The following is an 18,383-nucleotide window of genomic DNA, read 5'->3' as shown; positions in this document are numbered from 1 at the left end:
TCAGCCGGCCGCGCCGTCGAAGACTTCGGCCGTCGACGGCGCGGTGAGGGCCCTCTTGAGCCACAGGTCCAGGATCTCGGGATCACCGCAGCCGACGATCCGCTCCCGGTCCTCCTCGCTGAGCTCGACACCACGGTGGCCCAGCAGAACCAGAACGGCCTCCGCCCGGCCCTCCACCCGGCCCTCCGCCCGGCCCTTTGTTTCCCCCTCGGCCCGCAACTGCTGGGCGGTCTGCGACTGGAAGAAAGAGAGGTCGACGGCCATGAGGTGCCTCCAGATGTCCGCGGCCGGCGTCTTGCCGAGGCCTTGTTCCATGAGTTCGATGTAGGTGGCTGCGGTGCTCTCGTCGTCGGCAGACAGGCCTTTCAGTGCCTTCGCCAGCGCATTCAGTATGGCATCGGCGTCCGGATCTCGGCGGTGCAGCGCCGCGGACAGGACCGTGAGCGGAATGTCGCGGGCAGCCTCGTCGGGGCTGGCGATCACCGGCACGTCGTCGGGCCCCAGTACGAGAGGGCGCAGGGTGAGCGAGGGCCACTGCCGGGGACCGATGTCGAACTGCCGGGCTGCCCACGTGGCCGTCCCCCGGTCCGCGCAGACGACCAGGAGTACCGGCGGGATGCGGTACTTGGCGTACGCGTACGAGAGGTAGTACGCCCAGCTCGCGAGCTTGCGCGGGTCCGGCTCGCTCTGCGACTCGACCGCGAGGAGGAAACTGCCGTCTTCGGTGTTCATCTGCAGCAACGTGTCCACCCGGCGCTCCAACGGCCGAGTCTCCGTCAGGTCGGTGGAGAGCTCGACCGTGGAGACGGGCGGAGGGAAGGTGGCGCCAAGGTTTCTGGCGGCGCGGACGAAGAGGCCTGGGTCTTCCTGGAAGATCCGGTGCAGGGCCTCATGGGATGAGCTGACCATGCGGCGAACCTACGGGCGCGATGGCATACGCCACGTACATATGCGGCACTGTTCACGCGACCGAGCGACCCGACCGGCGCCGCGTTGACGCCCATAAGCGCCGCACAGGCGGAAGGGCCCGTACGACCGAAGTCGTACGGGCCCTCTCAGGTGCTCGCGGTAGGAGCTACCAGGTCAGATCAGCAAGCTCACTTGTTGATCTTGGTGACCTGGCCGGCGCCCACGGTCCGGCCACCCTCACGGATGGCGAACTTCAGGCCCTCCTCCATGGCGACGGGCTGGATGAGCTCCACCTTCATCTCGGTGTTGTCACCCGGCATGACCATCTCGGTGCCCTCGGGGAGGGTCACGACGCCGGTCACGTCCGTCGTACGGAAGTAGAACTGCGGGCGGTAGTTGTTGAAGAAGGGGGTGTGACGGCCACCCTCGTCCTTCGACAGGATGTAGGCCTGGGCCTCGAACTCGGTGTGCGGGGTGACCGAACCGGGCTTGATGATGACCTGGCCGCGCTCGACGTCCTCGCGCTTGATGCCGCGGAGCAGCAGACCGACGTTCTCACCGGCCTGACCCTCGTCGAGCAGCTTGCGGAACATCTCGATGCCGGTGACCGTGGTGGTGGTCTTCTCCTGCTTGATGCCCACGATGTCGACGGTCTCGTTGACCTTGAGGACACCACGCTCGATACGACCGGTGACGACGGTGCCACGACCGGTGATCGTGAAGACGTCCTCGATCGGCATCAGGAACGGCTTGTCGACGTCACGCTCGGGCTGCGGGATGTTCTCGTCCACGGCCTTCATCAGCTCGAGGACGGAGTTGCCCCACTCCTTGTCGCCCTCGAGGGCCTTGAGCGCGGAGACCTTGACGACCGGCAGGTCGTCGCCCGGGAACTCGTACTCGGAGAGCAGCTCACGGACCTCGAGCTCGACGAGCTCCAGGATCTCCTCGTCGTCCACCATGTCGGCCTTGTTCAGGGCGACGACGATGTACGGAACGCCGACCTGGCGGGCCAGGAGCACGTGCTCCTTGGTCTGCGGCATCGGGCCGTCGGTGGCGGCGACCACGAGGATGGCGCCGTCCATCTGCGCCGCACCCGTGATCATGTTCTTGATGTAGTCCGCGTGACCGGGGCAGTCGACGTGGGCGTAGTGACGCGTCTCGGTCTGGTACTCGACGTGCGCGATGGAGATGGTGATACCGCGCTGGCGCTCCTCGGGAGCCTTGTCGATCTGGTCGAAGGCCGAGGCCTCGTTCAGGTCCGGGTACGCGTCGTGCAGCACCTTGGTAATGGCGGCCGTGAGGGTCGTCTTACCGTGGTCGATGTGACCGATGGTGCCGATGTTGACGTGCGGCTTAGTCCGCTCGAACTTCGCCTTCGCCACGGGGGTCCTCCTGAGAGTGGTTCTGGTACGCCTTACTCATCGGCGCCAGGTGATCTTTGCTGGGAAACCCGGACCCGGGGCATTCCGCCGGGTTGGCGGTGGAATGCCCCTTGCAGGCTCCGGGGTCAAGCCTAAAGCGTGTGAACGGGGTCCGTTAAACGGAGTCCGTTACTCGCCCTTGGCCTTCGCGATGATCTCCTCGGCGACGTTCCGCGGAACCTCGGCGTAGGAGTCGAACTGCATGGAGTAGCTGGCACGGCCGGACGTCTTGCTGCGCAGGTCGCCGACGTAGCCGAACATCTCCGAGAGGGGCACGAGACCCTTCACGACGCGGGCACCGGCCCGCTCCTCCATGGCCTGGATCTGGCCACGGCGGGAGTTGATGTCGCCGATGACCTCACCCATGTAGTCCTCGGGCGTGGTGACCTCGACGGCCATCATCGGCTCCAGGAGCACGGGCGAAGCCTTGCGCGCGGCCTCCTTGAAGGCCTGCGAACCGGCGATCTTGAACGCGAGCTCGGAGGAGTCGACCTCGTGGTAGCCACCGTCGATGAGCGTGACGCGGACGCCCGTCATCTCGTAGCCGGCCAGGATGCCGAACTGCATGGCCTCCTGCGCACCGGCGTCCACCGAAGGGATGTACTCCTTCGGGATGCGGCCACCGGTCACCTTGTTCACGAACTCGTACGAGGCGTCGCCGCCCTCGATCGGCTCGATCGCGATCTGCACCTTGGCGAACTGACCGGTACCACCGGTCTGCTTCTTGTGGGTGTAGTCCACGCGCTCGACGGCCTTGCGGATCGTCTCGCGGTAGGCGACCTGGGGCTTGCCGACGTTGGCCTCGACCTTGAACTCACGGCGCATGCGGTCGACCAGCACCTCGAGGTGCAGCTCGCCCATACCACCGATGATGGTCTGGCCCGTCTCCTCGTCCGAGTGGACCTGGAAGGACGGGTCCTCCTCGGCCAGACGCTGGATCGCGACGCCCAGCTTCTCCTGGTCGCCCTTCGACTTGGGCTCGATGGCGACCTGGATGACCGGCGCCGGGAAGTCCATGGACTCCAGGATGACCGGGTTCTTGTCGTCGGACAGCGTCTCACCGGTGGTGGTCTGCTTCAGGCCCATGACGGCGACGATGTCGCCGGCGCCCACCGACTCGATCTCCTCACGCTTGTTGGCGTGCATGCGGTAGATCTTGCCGATGCGCTCCTTCTTGCCCTTGACGGAGTTCAGCACGGCGGTGCCGGACTCCAGGCGGCCCGAGTAGACCCGGACGAAGGTGAGCTTGCCGAGGTGCGGGTCGCTCATGATCTTGAACGCGAGCGCGGCCAGCGGCTCGTCCTCGGACGGCTTGCGCCTGACGACGGTCTCGGCGTCCTTCGGGTCGTGACCCTCGATGGCCTCGACGTCGAGCGGGGTCGGCAGGTAGCGCACGACCGCGTCGAGCAGGGGCTGGACGCCCTTGTTCTTGAACGCGGTGCCGCAGAACACCGGGGTGACCGTGGTGTCGCTGGACTTGCCGGAGGCGATGGTGATGCGACGGATCGCGGCGTACAGCTGCTCCTCGGTGGGCTCCTGGCCCTCCAGGTACAGCTCCATGATCTCTTCGTCGTTCTCGGCGACGGCCTCGACCAGCTTGCCGCGCCACTCCTCGGCGGCCTCGGTGTGCGTGGCCGGGATGTCGACGACGTCGTACATCTCGCCCTTGGCGGCCTCGGCGGACCACACGAGCGCCTTCATGCGGACCAGGTCCACGACGCCCTGGAAGTCGGCCTCGGCACCGATCGGGAGCTGCATGACGAGCGGCTGGGCGCCCAGGCGGTCCGAGATCATGTCCACGCAGCGGTGGAACTCGGCGCCGGTACGGTCCAGCTTGTTGACGAAGCAGATGCGCGGGACGCCGTAACGGTCGGCCTGACGCCACACCGTCTCGGACTGCGGCTCGACACCGGCGACACCGTCGAACACGGTCACGGCACCGTCGAGCACACGCAGGGAGCGCTCCACCTCGACGGTGAAGTCGACGTGCCCCGGGGTGTCGATGATGTTGATCGTGTAGTCGTTGTCCTCGAGCGGCCAGTGACAGGTGGTGGCAGCGGACGTGATCGTGATGCCACGCTCCTGCTCCTGCTCCATCCAGTCCATGGTGGCGGCGCCGTCGTGGACCTCACCGATCTTGTACGACACACCGGTGTAGAACAGGATCCGCTCGGTGGTGGTCGTCTTGCCCGCGTCGATGTGGGCCATGATCCCGATGTTGCGGACCTTGGCCAGGTCAAGTGAAGTGGTAGCCATAAGGCTTCAGTCTTCTCTCGGTCTCGATGTGGGTAGCGACTACCAGCGGTAGTGCGCGAAGGCCTTGTTGGACTCGGCCATCTTGTGCGTGTCCTCGCGCTTCTTCACAGCGGCACCCAGGCCGTTGGAGGCGTCGAGAAGCTCGTTGAGCAGACGCTCGGTCATGGTCTTCTCGCGACGGGCGCGGGAGTAACCGACCAGCCAGCGCAGCGCGAGCGTGTTGGCACGACCGGGCTTGACCTCGATCGGAACCTGGTACGTCGCACCACCGACACGGCGGGACTTGACCTCGAGGGTCGGCTTGATGTTCTCCAGCGCGCGCTTCAGCGTGATGATCGGGTCGTTGCCCGTCTTCTCACGCAGACCCTCCATGGCGCCGTAGACGATGCGCTCGGCGGTGGAGCGCTTGCCGTTGAGCAGCACCTTGTTGATCAGGGAGGTCACCAGAGGAGAACCGTAGACCGGGTCGATGATGACCGGGCGCTTCGGGGCGGGGCCCTTACGAGGCATTCTTACTTCTCCTTCTTGGCGCCGTAGCGGCTGCGGGCCTGCTTGCGGTTCTTCACACCCTGGGTGTCAAGCGAACCGCGGATGATCTTGTAGCGAACACCCGGCAGGTCCTTCACACGGCCGCCGCGCACGAGCACGATGGAGTGCTCCTGCAGGTTGTGCCCCTCACCCGGAATGTAAGCGGTGACCTCGATCCCGCTGGTCAGACGCACACGCGCGACCTTACGCAGGGCCGAGTTCGGCTTCTTCGGGGTGGTCGTGAACACACGCGTGCAGACGCCGCGACGCTGGGGCGAACCCTCGAGTGCGGGCGTCTTGTTCTTCTCGACCTTGTCCTGCCGGCCCTTCCGGACCAGCTGCTGGATCGTAGGCACTACTTCTCCGGTTTCTGTGTGCCGAATGGTGAAGCTAACCTGGAACATCGCCGACCCACGCGGTCGGGTGTGTCGAATCCCGCGAACCTCCGCCGCACGACGGAAAGAACGTGTGGATTGCGGTGGCCGTTTCTCAGCCCCCGGTGCGGTGTGATGGCACGCACGAAGGCCAGGGCACACCCCAGGCACAAGGTCTGAGCGTACCTATCGCATTCGCTGCGGTCAAAACAAATGGGCCCGGCCCGCGCCGCCAGGCGGAACACGCCGGTCTTCGATTGTCAACCGGAGGCCAGCGCGAGCGCGAACGACAGCAGCATCAGGACCACCCACGCCCCGTTCGCCAGCCAGCCGAGCGCCAGACCGGTCAGCGCCAGTCCGTCGCCCTCCTCCCCCGTACGCGCGATCTCGGCCCGCGCCATGTGCCCCAGGATCACCGCCGGGATGCCGGTGAGCCCGAAGGTGAACAGGCAGAGCCCGCCGCAGACGGCGGAGGCGACCGCCTTGCCGTTCACCCGCGCCCGGGACACCGGCCGGAACACCGCCGGCACGACGGGCGCCGCATGCGGTACGGGCCCCTGCGGCAGGTCGGCCACCAGCAGCGCCAGCTCCCCCACCGTACGGGCGGCGTACGCCCGCGCGACCCTCCGGTCGAACTCGGGCTTCTCCAGCCGCCCCTCCCCGTACCCGGCTCTGAGGACGTCCACGGCCCGCTCCCGGTCGGCGTGCGAGGCCAGCATCGACGGGACGGCCTGCCCGCCCCACGGCTGCGGCACACCGGGCCCCTGCTGCCAGGGCTGCCAGGGCTGTCCCTGCGGATACGGCGAATACGACACCGGACACCATCTCCCCCGTCACACCGGGTCCCTCCATGATGCACTCGGACGGCCGTTCCGGCACCGGTTCGGCACACGAAGCCGAGGGGCGGCCACCCCGTACGGAGTGACCGCCCCTCAGTGCTTCAGACGTACGCCTTACTGGTTGTACGGACCGTAGTCGTAGTCCTCCAGCGGAACGGCCTGGCCGGAGCCCGTGCCGAACGGCGAGTAGTCGATGTCGTCGTAGCCGACGGCCGAGTACATCGCGGCCTTGGCCTCCTCGGTCGGCTCGACCCGGATGTTGCGGTAGCGGGACAGGCCCGTACCGGCCGGGATGAGCTTACCGATGATGACGTTCTCCTTGAGGCCGATGAGGCTGTCGGACTTGGCGTTGATCGCCGCGTCCGTCAGGACTCGGGTCGTCTCCTGGAAGGAGGCGGCCGACAGCCAGGACTCCGTCGCCAGCGAGGCCTTGGTGATACCCATCAGCTGCGGACGACCGGAGGCCGGGTGACCGCCCTCCTGGACCACACGACGGTTCTCGGTCTCGAACTTGGAGCGCTCGACCAGCTCGCCGGGCAGCAGCTCGGCGTCGCCCGACTCGATGATCGTCACACGGCGCAGCATCTGCCGGATGATGATCTCGATGTGCTTGTCGTGGATCGACACACCCTGCGAGTTGTAGACCTTCTGGACCTCGCCGACCAGGTGGACCTGGACGGCACGCTGACCCAGGATGCGCAGCACGTCGTGCGGGTTGGTGGCACCCACGGTGAGCTGCTGGCCCACCTCGACGTGGTCGCCCTCGCCGACCAGGACCTTGGCGCGCTTCGAGATCGGGAACGCCGTCTCGTCGCTGCCGTCGTCCGGGGTGACGACGATCTTCTTGGTCTTCTCGGTCTCCTCGATCCGCACGCGGCCGGAGGCCTCGGAGATCGGGGCGACACCCTTCGGCGTACGGGCCTCGAAGAGCTCGACGACACGGGGCAGACCCTGGGTGATGTCGTCACCGGCCACACCACCGGTGTGGAAGGTACGCATCGTCAGCTGGGTACCGGGCTCACCGATGGACTGGGCGGCGATGATGCCGACCGCCTCACCGATGTCGACCAGCTTGCCGGTGGCCAGCGAACGGCCGTAGCACATCGCGCAGGTGCCGACGGCGGACTCGCAGGTCAGGACCGAGCGGGTCTTGACCTCCTCGACGCCGCGGGAGACGAGCTCCTCGATGAGGACGTCGCCCAGGTCGGTGCCGGCCGGGGCCAGCACCTGTCCGTCGACCACGATGTCCTCGGCGAGGCAGCGCGCGTACACGGAGGTCTCGACGTCGCCCTCCTTGCGGAGCACGCCCGTCTCGTCCCGGCTCGCGATCTTGAGACGCAGACCGCGGTCGGTGCCGCAGTCCTCCTCGCGGATGATGACGTCCTGGGAGACGTCGACCAGACGACGGGTGAGGTAACCCGAGTCGGCGGTACGCAGAGCGGTGTCCGCCAGACCCTTACGGGCACCGTGCGTGGAGATGAAGTACTCCAGCACGGACAGGCCCTCACGGAACGACGCCTTGATCGGACGCGGGATCGTCTCGTTCTTCGCGTTCGACACCAGACCACGCATACCGGCGATCTGACGCATCTGCATCATGTTGCCTCGTGCGCCCGAGTTCACCATCATGAAGATCGGGTTGGTCTTCGGGAAGTTGTCGTTCATCGCCTCGGCGACCTCGTTGGTCGCCTTGGTCCAGATGTTGATGAGCTCCTGCGTGCGCTCGTCCTTGGTGATCAGACCGCGCTCGTACTGCTTCTGGACCTTCTCGTCCTGCGCCTCGTAACCCTTGACGATCTCCTTCTTCGCCTCGGGAACGACGACGTCGGAGATGGCGACGGTGACACCGGAGCGGGTGGCCCAGAAGAAGCCGGACGCCTTCAGGTTGTCGAGCGTCGCCGCCACGATGACCTTCGGGTAGCGCTCGGCGAGGTCGTTGACGATCTCGGAGAGCTGCTTCTTGCCGACCTCGTAGTCGACGAACGGGTAGTCCTCGGGCAGCAGCTCGTTGAAGAGCGCGCGGCCCAGGGTGGTGTTCAGCCGGAAGCTGTCACCCTGCTGCCACTCGGGCTCGCCCTCCTCGCGCGCCGGCGGGGTCCAGCCGCGCGGCGGGATGGTGCCGACCGGGAAGCGGACGTCGATCCTCGACTGGAGCGACAGCTCGCCCGCGTCGAAGGCCATGATCGCCTCCGCGACCGAGGCGAAGGAACGGCCCTCGCCCTTGAGGTCGCGCATCTCGCCGTCGGTGGTGAGGAAGAACAGACCGAGGACCATGTCCTGGGTCGGCATCGTCACCGGACGGCCGTCGGCCGGCTTGAGGATGTTGTTCGAGGACAGCATCAGGATGCGGGCCTCGGCCTGCGCCTCCGCGGACAGCGGCAGGTGCACGGCCATCTGGTCACCGTCGAAGTCCGCGTTGAACGCGGTGCAGACGAGCGGGTGGATCTGGATGGCCTTGCCCTCGACCAGCTGCGGCTCGAAGGCCTGGATGCCGAGGCGGTGCAGGGTGGGCGCACGGTTCAGCAGAACCGGGTGCTCCGCGATGACCTCTTCGAGCACGTCGTACACGACCGTGCGGCCGCGCTCGACCATGCGCTTGGCCGACTTGATGTTCTGCGCGTGGTTCAGGTCGACCAGGCGCTTCATCACGAACGGCTTGAAGAGCTCCAGCGCCATGGCCTTCGGCAGACCGCACTGGTGCAGCTTGAGCTGCGGGCCGACGACGATCACGGAACGCGCCGAGTAGTCGACTCGCTTGCCGAGCAGGTTCTGACGGAAGCGGCCCTGCTTGCCCTTGAGCATGTCGGACAGCGACTTCAGCGGACGGTTGCCGGGGCCCGTCACCGGGCGGCCACGACGGCCGTTGTCGAAGAGCGCGTCGACGGCCTCCTGGAGCATGCGCTTCTCGTTGTTCACGATGATCTCGGGCGCGCCGAGGTCGAGAAGCCGCTTCAGGCGGTTGTTGCGGTTGATGACACGGCGGTACAGGTCGTTCAGGTCGGAGGTCGCGAAGCGGCCACCGTCGAGCTGCACCATCGGACGCAGGTCCGGCGGGATGACCGGCACGCAGTCGAGCACCATGCCCTTGGGGCTGTTGGACGTCTGCAGGAACGCGGAGACGACCTTCAGCCGCTTGAGCGCACGGGTCTTCTTCTGGCCCTTGCCGGTGCGGATGATCTCGCGGAGACGCTCGGCCTCCTCCTCGAGGTCGAAGGACTCCAGGCGCTTCTGCAGCGCCGCGGCACCCATCGAGCCGTCGAAGTACGTGCCGAAGCGGTCACGCAGCTCGCGGTAGAGGAGCTCGTCGCCCTCGAGGTCCTGGACCTTGAGGTTCTTGAACCGGGTCCACACCTCGTCGAGGCGGTCGATCTCGCGCTGCGCGCGGTCGCGCAGCTGCTTCATCTCGCGCTCGGCACCCTCGCGCACCTTGCGGCGCACGTCGGCCTTGGCGCCCTCGGCCTCCAGCTCGGCCAGGTCGGTCTCGAGCTTCTTGGCGCGGGCCTCCAGGTCGGCGTCGCGGCGGTTCTCGACCTGCTGGCGCTCGACGGAGACGTGGGCCTCCAGCGAGGGCAGGTCGCGGGTGCGGCGCTCCTCGTCGACGTACGTGATCATGTACGCCGCGAAGTAGATGACCTTCTCCAGGTCCTTCGGGGCGAGGTCGAGCAGGTAGCCGAGGCGCGACGGAACGCCCTTGAAGTACCAGATGTGCGTGACGGGCGCGGCCAGTTCGATGTGGCCCATCCGCTCGCGGCGCACCTTGGCGCGCGTGACCTCGACGCCACAGCGCTCACAGATGATGCCCTTGAAGCGGACGCGCTTGTACTTGCCGCAGTAGCACTCCCAGTCCCGGGTCGGACCGAAGATCTTCTCGCAGAAGAGTCCGTCCTTCTCGGGCTTGAGGGTGCGGTAGTTGATGGTCTCGGGCTTCTTGACCTCGCCGTGGCTCCACTGACGGATGTCGTCAGCGGTGGCCAGACCGATCCGGAGCTCGTCGAAGAAGTTGACGTCGAGCACTATGCGTCAATCCCTCTCAGGGTTGTAAGTCTTGGGGTCTGATACGGGGGTCCTGGGGCGGGCGGCCTTCACGGGGAAGGCCGCCCCACTCCCGTCAGACCTCTTCGACGCTGCTCGGCTCGCGCCGGGACAGGTCGATGCCGAGCTCCTCCGCAGCGCGGAAGACGTCCTCGTCGGTGTCACGCATCTCGATGGACATACCGTCGCTGGACAGCACCTCCACGTTCAGGCACAGGGACTGCATCTCCTTGATGAGGACCTTGAAGGACTCGGGGATGCCGGGCTCGGGGATGTTCTCGCCCTTGACGATGGCCTCGTAGACCTTCACGCGGCCGGTGACGTCGTCGGACTTGATGGTCAGCAGCTCCTGGAGGGCGTAGGCGGCGCCGTACGCCTCGAGTGCCCACACCTCCATCTCGCCGAACCGCTGGCCACCGAACTGAGCCTTACCACCCAGCGGCTGCTGGGTGATCATGGAGTACGGGCCGGTCGAACGGGCGTGCAGCTTGTCGTCGACCAGGTGGTGCAGCTTCAGGATGTACATGTAGCCGACCGAGATCGGCTCCGGGAACGGCTCGCCCGAGCGGCCGTCGTACAGCCGCGCCTTGCCGGACGGGAGCACCATGCGCTCGCCGTCGCGGTTCGGGATGGTGTGCTGGAGCAGACCCGCGAGCTCGTCCTCACGCGCACCGTCGAAGACCGGGGTGGCGACGTTGGTGCCGGGCTCGACCTTGTCGGCGCCGATGGCCTGGAGCCGCTCGGCCCACTCCTCCGCGAGGCCGGAGACGTCCCAGCCGCGGCTGGCGAGCCAGCCGAGGTGAATCTCCAGGACCTGTCCCGGGTTCATTCGGGACGGGACACCCAGCGGGTTGAGGATGATGTCGACCGGGGTGCCGTCCTCCAGGAACGGCATGTCCTCGATCGGGTTGATCTTGGAGATGACGCCCTTGTTGCCGTGGCGGCCGGCGAGCTTGTCACCGTCGGTGATCTTGCGCTTCTGCGCGACGTAGACGCGGACCAGCTGGTTCACGCCCGGCGGCAGCTCGTCGCCCTCCTCGCGGTCGAAGACGCGGACGCCGATGACCTTGCCGATCTCGCCGTGCGGCACCTTCAGCGAGGTGTCACGGACCTCGCGGGCCTTCTCACCGAAGATCGCGCGCAGCAGCCGCTCCTCGGGGGTCAGCTCGGTCTCACCCTTGGGCGTGACCTTGCCGACGAGGATGTCGCCGGCGACGACCTCGGCACCGATGCGGATGATGCCGCGCTCGTCGAGGTCGGCGAGGACCTCCTCGGAGACGTTCGGGATGTCCCGGGTGATCTCCTCGGGGCCGAGCTTGGTGTCACGGGCGTCGACCTCGTGCTCCTCGATGTGGATCGAGGAGAGGACGTCGTCCTGCACGAGGCGCTGCGACAGGATGATCGCGTCCTCGTAGTTGTGACCCTCCCACGGCATGAACGCGACCAGCAGGTTCTTGCCGAGCGCCATCTCGCCGTTCTCGGTGGCCGGGCCGTCGGCGAGGACCTGGCCGGTGATGATCCGGTCGCCCTCGTTGACGATGACCTTCTGGTTGACCGAGGTGCCCTGGTTGGAGCGCGAGAACTTGGCCAGGCGGTACGTGATGTACGTGCCGTCGTCGTTGGCGGTGGTGATGTAGTCCGCGGAGACCTCCTGGACCACACCGTCCTTCTCGGCCTTGACCACGTCGCCGGCGTCGACGGCGGAGCGGTACTCCATGCCGGTGCCGACGAGCGGGGACTCGCTCTTGATCAGCGGCACGGCCTGGCGCATCATGTTCGCGCCCATGAGGGCGCGGTTGGCGTCGTCGTGCTCGAGGAACGGGATCATGGCGGTCGCGACCGACACCATCTGGCGCGGCGAGACGTCCATGTAGTCGACGTCGTCACCGGGGACGTAGTCGACCTCGCCGCCACGGCGGCGGACCAGGATCCGGTTCTCGACGAACCGCATGTCGTCGTTGAGCGGGGCGTTGGCCTGCGCGATGACGAAGCGGTCCTCCTCGTCGGCGGTCAGGTAGTCGACCTCGTCGGTGACCTGGCCCTCGACGACCTTGCGGTACGGCGTCTCGATGAAGCCGAACGGGTTGATCCGGCCGTACGAGGCGAGCGAACCGATCAGACCGATGTTCGGGCCTTCGGGCGTCTCGATCGGGCACATGCGGCCGTAGTGCGACGGGTGCACGTCACGGACCTCGAAGCCGGCCCGCTCACGGGAGAGACCACCCGGGCCGAGGGCGTTCAGACGACGCTTGTGCGTCAGCCCCGACAGCGGGTTGTTCTGGTCCATGAACTGCGACAGCTGGCTGGTGCCGAAGAACTCCTTGATGGAGGCGACGACCGGCCGGATGTTGATCAGGGTCTGCGGCGTGATCGCCTCGACGTCCTGGGTGGTCATGCGCTCGCGCACGACGCGCTCCATACGGGCGAGACCCGTACGGACCTGGTTCTGGATCAGCTCGCCGACGTTGCGGATACGACGGTTGCCGAAGTGGTCGATGTCGTCGGTCTCGACCATGATCGAGCGACCGGACTCGCCGACCGTCTCGGTCTCCCCGGCGTGCAGCTTCACCAGGTACTTGATGGTGGCGATGATGTCGTCGGTGGTGAGCACGCCGGCGTCCAGCGGCTCGTCCCCGCCGAGCTTCTTGTTCACCTTGTAGCGGCCGACCTTCGCGAGGTCGTAGCGCTTGGGGTTGAAGTACAGGTTCTCCAGCAGCGTCTGCGCGGCCTCACGCGTGGGGGGCTCGCCCGGACGCAGCTTGCGGTAGATGTCGAGCAGCGCGTCGTCCTGGCCCTGGGTGTGGTCCTTCTCCAGGGTGGCGCGCATGGACTCGTACTCGCCGAACTCCTCGAGGATCTGCTCGGTGGTCCAGCCGAGCGCCTTCAGGAGGACGGTGACGGACTGCTTGCGCTTGCGGTCGATACGGACACCGACCATGTCGCGCTTGTCGATCTCCATCTCCAGCCAGGCACCCCGGGACGGGATGATCTTGGCGGAGAAGATGTCCTTGTCGGACGTCTTGTCGATGGAGGAGTCGAAGTAGACACCCGGCGAACGGACGAGCTGCGACACCACGACACGCTCGGTGCCGTTGATGACGAACGTGCCCTTGTTCGTCATGAGCGGGAAGTCGCCCATGAAGACGGTCTGGGACTTGATCTCGCCGGTCTCGTTGTTGGTGAACTCGGCGGTGACGAAGAGCGGGGCCGCGTACGTGAAGTCGCGGTCCTTGCACTCGTCGATGGAGTTCTTCGGCGGCTCGAAGCGGTGGTCGCGGAAGGTCAGCGACATCGACCCGGAGAAGTCCTCGATCGGGGAGATCTCTTCGAAGATCTCCTCCAGACCGGACTTGGTGGGGACGTCGTGCCCGCTCTCGAGAGCCTCCTCGACCCGACTCTGCCAAGCGGTGTTCCCGAGCAGCCAGTCGAAGCTTTCGGTCTGCAGCGCGAGCAGGTTCGGAACCTCGAGAGGCTCCTTGATCTTTGCAAAGGAGATGCGCAGCGGGGCGGTGCTGGCACCGTTGTTCGTATTCGCGGTCGAGGCGTTGCGCGAGGCGGCCAAGAGGGGGTCCTTCCGAGGGCTCGGACTCACTACGCGCGTACCGGCCCCCCACTGGGCAGAGAGACAGACATCCCAGGTCAGAGATGATCTAGTCGTCGGTGCTCGAGCGAGGGCATGCCCCTGGTGACGGGCAGGGGACAGCTAACAGGCAGCGCAAAGGGTCAGTGTAGCCATTTGGCACACTGATGTCCAATGCCGGTTTACGGAACCGGTGGAGGCCCTCGTTCTTCTCAACTCCTGCGACACGGCGCTGCCCTCAACGCACGTTGATACTGCCCTCTTTGCCGTCGATCCATGCCTCGGATTCGGATCCTTGTGACGACGCGTCCTGAGAATTGCGCGCTGCGTGCGGTTCGTCAAGGCCCCTCTCGCCGGAACCGCCTGCCACCAGGCAGATCTTCGTGGTCCCCGGAGGCACAACGAAGATCACCTTACTCCCCGCCGTCCCGGGTGCAAGGCAGCGGCCGCCGGACCCCTCATACGCCGAGGAGCGACCACCCGGATGGATGATCGCTCCTCAGCGCTTGAGCGTTACACGTCCCTGGGGACGCGCAGGGGACCCGTGGGGACCCCGAAGGTGTTACTTGACCTCGACGGAGGCGCCGGCGCCCTTGAGGGACTCGGCGGCCTTCTCGGCGGCGTCCTTGGCGACCTTCTCGAGGACGGGCTTCGGGGCGCCGTCCACGAGGTCCTTGGCCTCCTTCAGACCCAGGGAGGTCAGCTCACGCACGACCTTGATGACCTGGATCTTCTTGTCGCCGGCACCGGTGAGGATGACGTCGAACTCGTCCTTCTCCTCGGCGGCCTCGGTCGGGGCGGCCGGACCGGCCGGGCCGGCGACGGCGACGGCGGCGGCGGCGGTGACGTCGAACTTCTCCTCGAAGGCCTTCACGAACTCGGAGAGCTCGATGAGGGTCATCTCCTCGAACTGGGCGAGCAGGTCTTCCTGGCTGAGCTTCGCCATGATGGCGGTCCTTCCACTAAATCGGCAGGTGCCGGGTGTACGGGGTGAGGCGGGCGTATGCCTGACGGCATTACTCCGTAGACGTCGGGCCCGCGTCGATCCTCATCGCGTGCGGTTCACGCGGCGAGGATCGGGGAGCGAGCCGAATTACTCGGCACCGCCCTGCTCGTCCTGCTTGGCACGGAGCGCGTCCACGGTGCGGACGAGCTTCGAGGGGAGCGCCTGGAAGAGCTGAGCAGTCTGCGTCTGCTTGCCCTTGAAAGCGCCCGCCAGCTTGGCGAGCAGAACCTCGCGGGACTCGAGGTCCGCAAGCTTCTTGATCTCGTCGGCGGACAGCGCCTTGCCGTCAAGGACACCGCCCTTGATGACGAGATTCGGGTTGTCCTTGGCGAAGTCACGAAGACCCTTCGCCGACTCCACCGGGTCACCGGTGACGAAGGCGACTGCCGTCGGACCGTTGAACAGGTCGTCCAGCGTCGAGATCCCGGCCTCGTTGGCCGCAATCTTGGTCAGCGTGTTCTTCACCACGGCGTACTGGGCGTTCTCACCGAGCGAACGGCGCAGCTGCTTGAGCTGGGCCACGGTGAGACCGCGGTACTCGGTCAGCACGGCGGCGCTGGAGTTGCGGAACTGGTCCGTCAACTCGGCAACCGCGGCAGCCTTGTCGGGCCTCGCCATAGAGCCTCGGCCTCCTTCCGGGTGATTCGGACCGCGCGGACCCGAAGGAGGACTGGGGAAAACGAAACGCCCCGGCGCAGGCGCACGGGGCGTAGCTCAACCGGTTGCTCGCTTCCTTGCGGCAGCGAACTCCGGGAACTCTTCCACTGACACCTGCGCGGGTCGTCCGCAGTTCAGCGGATCCTTCGGCCACCGTGAACTCTGACGAGCTCACGGCAACGACCAGCGGTCTTTGGCTTCCGTGGAAGAGTACGCGAACGGATCGGCGTCAAGCAAATCGGCCGATCGGGAGCGTCAGGTCCTTCAGGAGTCGAGGCCGGCCTCGGGGTCCGCCCCGAGGTCCTCCAGCTCCTTCAGCATTTCCATGAGGTCGAAGGTCTCGCTCGCCGACGGTGCCTCGACCTCGGCCTTGGCACCGTAGTCGGAGTAGTTGGCCGTCATGTTCATCGTGCCCTGCGGCGTCTTCATGCCGACGGCCATCTTGACCGGGTAGTTGTCCTCGTTCACCCAGACCTGGGTGTCGTACCCCTTCAGGCCCGACTTCTTGGCGGTGGCGATCAGGTCCTCGCGCTCCTTCTCGGAGAGCAGGTCGAACGACTTGTTGGCGTCGATCATCTCCTCGAAGCTCAGCGTGCCCTTGTAGCGCTGCGTCTGGACGCCGTCGACCTTCTCCGGGCCGACGTGCTTCAGGCTCGGCGACTCCAGCAGGAGGGCGAGCTGCTTCGCCGGGTCCTGGTTCATGTTCTCCAGGCCGCCGGTCATCTGCTTCTGGATCTCGGGGTCGCCGGACGCCTCGGCGATGGCGGCGAAGTCCATCTTCATCCAGCGCTTGCCGTCCATCTCGGCGGCCTGCTTCGCGCCCATGTCCATGTACATGACGTTGTCGAGCATGATCATGCGGACCCGCTCGGGCGCGTCCGGGTCGCCCGCCGTGAGCATGGAGCCCTTCATGGTGACGTCCATGACGGCCGGGTCCCAGCCCTGTACGCCGGAGAGCTCCATGGTGCCGCCGCCGTCCACCCCGGCCGGCGTCGTCATGGTCATCCGGACCTTGGAGGACTTGGCCTCCGAGGTGTTCCTGAAGGCCGCCTGGAGGACCTTCGTCATCTCGTTCTGCGTCTGGACCCCGGACTCCGCCGAGTCGGCGGCCTTCTTCTTCGTCCCGCCCCCGTCACCGTCCTGACAGCCCGCGACGCCCGCGACGACGGCCGCGGCCGTCAGACAGACACCCACGCGCTTCCATGCGGCCATGCCCATGAATCCCACCCCTGGTTGTTTCGCTGTGTCACACCTGTGAAGTCAGAAGAAAGGTAACCCACGCCACTGACACTGTCGTACGAAAAAACCCGCCCCCGCGCCTCGGACGAGACGCGGGGACGGGTTTTTCGCGGTGTGCACGGGCCGGTCACCCGGCCCGCCCGGCTCAGACGGCGGCCGGGTCCTCCTCGACGAGGAGGTTGCGGGTGCGGTTGGAGTCGAGCGGAATGCCGGGGCCCATCGTGGTGGTGATGGCGGCCTTCTTGATGTAGCGGCCCTTGGCGGCGGACGGCTTCAGACGGAGGATCTCCTCCAGCGCCGCTGCGTAGTTCTCCACCAGCTTGGTGTCGTCGAACGACGTCTTGCCGATGATGAAGTGCAGGTTCGAGTGCTTGTCGACGCGGAACTCGATCTTGCCGCCCTTGATGTCGTTGACGGCCTTGGTGACGTCCGGGGTCACGGTGCCGGTCTTCGGGTTCGGCATCAGGCCACGGGGACCGAGCACGCGGCCGAGGCGGCCGACCTTGCCCATGAGGTCCGGGGTGGCGACGACGGCGTCGAAGTCCAGACGGCCCTTCGACACCTCGTCGATCAGCTCGTCGGCGCCGACGATGTCGGCGCCCGCGGCACGCGCGGCCTCGGCACGGTCACCGGTCGCGAAGACCAGGACCCGGGCGGTCTTACCGGTGCCGTGCGGGAGGTTCACGGTGCCACGGACCATCTGGTCGGCCTTGCGCGGGTCGACACCCAGACGGAAGGCGACCTCGACGGTGCCGTCGAACTTGGTCGTGGACGTCTCCTTGGCGAGACGGACGGCCTCGAGCGGGGCGTACAGCTTCTCCCGGTCGATCTTGGCGTCCGCAGCGCGGAGAGACTTGCTGCGCTTGCTCACTGAAAGCTCCTGTGAATTGTCGAGGAGTCGTGGTCCGGGCCGAGCCGGCCCTTCCACTACTGCTTGGCTTACGGGGGTGGAGGTCAGCCCTCGACCGTGATGCCCATGGAACGGGCGGTGCCGGCGATGATCTTCGACGCGGCGTCCAGGTCGTTGGCGTTGAGGTCGGGCATCTTGGTCGTGGCGATCTCACGGACCTGGTCGGCGGTGATCTTCGCGACCTTGGTCTTGTGCGGCTCGCCGGAGCCCTTCTCCACACCCGCGGCCTTGAGGATCATCTTGGCGGCCGGCGGGGTCTTGGTGACGAAGGTGAAGGAACGGTCCTCGTAGACCGTGATCTCCACCGGGATGACCCAGCCGCGCTGCGACTCGGTCGCGGCGTTGTAGGCCTTGCAGAACTCCATGATGTTCACGCCGTGCTGACCCAGCGCGGGGCCGACCGGCGGAGCCGGGTTCGCGGCACCGGCCTGGATCTGGAGCTTGATGAGCCCCGTGACCTTCTTCTTCTTGGGAGGCATGGCTCTCCGGGTCCTTTCGGTTCGGGTCCTGCCCGCGTCATGGGGACAACCCGGACGCAGGCATACCGCACAACGATAACGGGTATAGATGCGCGGCCAAAAACCGAGCAGGTCAGACGGACGCTCGCACGCCCGCCTGACCTGTTCGGAAGC

13 protein-coding genes are annotated in these 18,383 nt (G+C 66.5%); all 13 read right to left on the bottom strand.

Annotated features, from left to right (window positions below; genetic code table 11):
* The 13 genes from ACIA6T_RS00930 to rplK all read right to left on the bottom strand — a co-directional run bounded on the left by ACIA6T_RS00930 (nucleotide 1) and on the right by rplK (nucleotide 18,230).
* Nucleotides 1–909, bottom strand: a complete 909-nt coding sequence (locus ACIA6T_RS00930) for a hypothetical protein (protein ID WP_399444442.1) — start codon at nucleotides 907–909, stop codon at nucleotides 1–3.
* Between the two features lie 188 nt (nucleotides 910–1,097).
* Nucleotides 1,098–2,291 (bottom strand): elongation factor Tu, encoded by a 1,194-nt coding sequence (gene tuf, locus ACIA6T_RS00925; protein ID WP_030839706.1) that lies wholly within the window; start codon nucleotides 2,289–2,291, stop codon nucleotides 1,098–1,100.
* Between the two features lie 168 nt (nucleotides 2,292–2,459).
* Complete coding sequence (gene fusA / locus ACIA6T_RS00920; protein ID WP_371235505.1) at nucleotides 2,460–4,586, bottom strand: elongation factor G; 2,127 nt, start codon at nucleotides 4,584–4,586, stop codon at nucleotides 2,460–2,462.
* A 39-nt stretch (nucleotides 4,587–4,625) separates the two neighbouring features.
* Nucleotides 4,626–5,096 carry a 30S ribosomal protein S7 gene (gene rpsG / locus ACIA6T_RS00915; RefSeq protein ID WP_003992340.1) on the bottom strand — a complete coding sequence of 157 codons (471 nt, stop codon included), beginning with the start codon at nucleotides 5,094–5,096 and terminating at the stop codon, nucleotides 4,626–4,628.
* A 2-nt stretch (nucleotides 5,097–5,098) separates the two neighbouring features.
* Nucleotides 5,099–5,470 (bottom strand): 30S ribosomal protein S12, encoded by a 372-nt coding sequence (rpsL, locus tag ACIA6T_RS00910; protein ID WP_003948652.1) that lies wholly within the window; start codon nucleotides 5,468–5,470, stop codon nucleotides 5,099–5,101.
* 278 nt (nucleotides 5,471–5,748) lie between these two features.
* Nucleotides 5,749–6,303: a DUF1707 and DUF4190 domain-containing protein gene (locus tag ACIA6T_RS00905; protein ID WP_399444441.1), complete on the bottom strand. Its 555-nt coding sequence runs from the start codon at nucleotides 6,301–6,303 to the stop codon at nucleotides 5,749–5,751.
* Between the two features lie 138 nt (nucleotides 6,304–6,441).
* Complete coding sequence (locus tag ACIA6T_RS00900) at nucleotides 6,442–10,341, bottom strand: DNA-directed RNA polymerase subunit beta' (RefSeq protein WP_399444440.1); 3,900 nt, start codon at nucleotides 10,339–10,341, stop codon at nucleotides 6,442–6,444.
* Nucleotides 10,342–10,435: 94 nt separating this feature from the next.
* Nucleotides 10,436–13,921: a DNA-directed RNA polymerase subunit beta gene (gene rpoB, locus ACIA6T_RS00895; protein ID WP_399444439.1), complete on the bottom strand. Its 3,486-nt coding sequence runs from the start codon at nucleotides 13,919–13,921 to the stop codon at nucleotides 10,436–10,438.
* Between the two features lie 580 nt (nucleotides 13,922–14,501).
* Nucleotides 14,502–14,885, bottom strand: a complete 384-nt coding sequence (rplL, locus tag ACIA6T_RS00890; protein ID WP_149552517.1) for a 50S ribosomal protein L7/L12 — start codon at nucleotides 14,883–14,885, stop codon at nucleotides 14,502–14,504.
* A 147-nt stretch (nucleotides 14,886–15,032) separates the two neighbouring features.
* On the bottom strand, nucleotides 15,033–15,563 hold the full coding sequence (gene rplJ, locus ACIA6T_RS00885; protein WP_085570272.1) for a 50S ribosomal protein L10: 531 nt from the start codon (nucleotides 15,561–15,563) through the stop codon (nucleotides 15,033–15,035).
* A 303-nt stretch (nucleotides 15,564–15,866) separates the two neighbouring features.
* Complete coding sequence (locus ACIA6T_RS00880) at nucleotides 15,867–16,820, bottom strand: hypothetical protein (RefSeq protein ID WP_399444438.1); 954 nt, start codon at nucleotides 16,818–16,820, stop codon at nucleotides 15,867–15,869.
* Nucleotides 16,821–16,986: 166 nt separating this feature from the next.
* On the bottom strand, nucleotides 16,987–17,712 hold the full coding sequence (gene rplA, locus ACIA6T_RS00875) for a 50S ribosomal protein L1 (protein ID WP_004927356.1): 726 nt from the start codon (nucleotides 17,710–17,712) through the stop codon (nucleotides 16,987–16,989).
* A gap of 83 nt (nucleotides 17,713–17,795) precedes the next feature.
* Complete coding sequence (rplK, locus tag ACIA6T_RS00870) at nucleotides 17,796–18,230, bottom strand: 50S ribosomal protein L11 (RefSeq protein ID WP_073932788.1); 435 nt, start codon at nucleotides 18,228–18,230, stop codon at nucleotides 17,796–17,798.
* Nucleotides 18,231–18,383: the final 153 nt, after the last annotated feature.

Origin of the sequence: Streptomyces sp. NPDC051740, assembly GCF_044453165.1 — a bacterium.
Classification (GTDB): domain Bacteria; phylum Actinomycetota; class Actinomycetes; order Streptomycetales; family Streptomycetaceae; genus Streptomyces; species Streptomyces atrovirens.
Note: the sequence above shows the minus strand (reverse complement) of the source record. Positions and strands in the feature narration are given on the sequence as shown.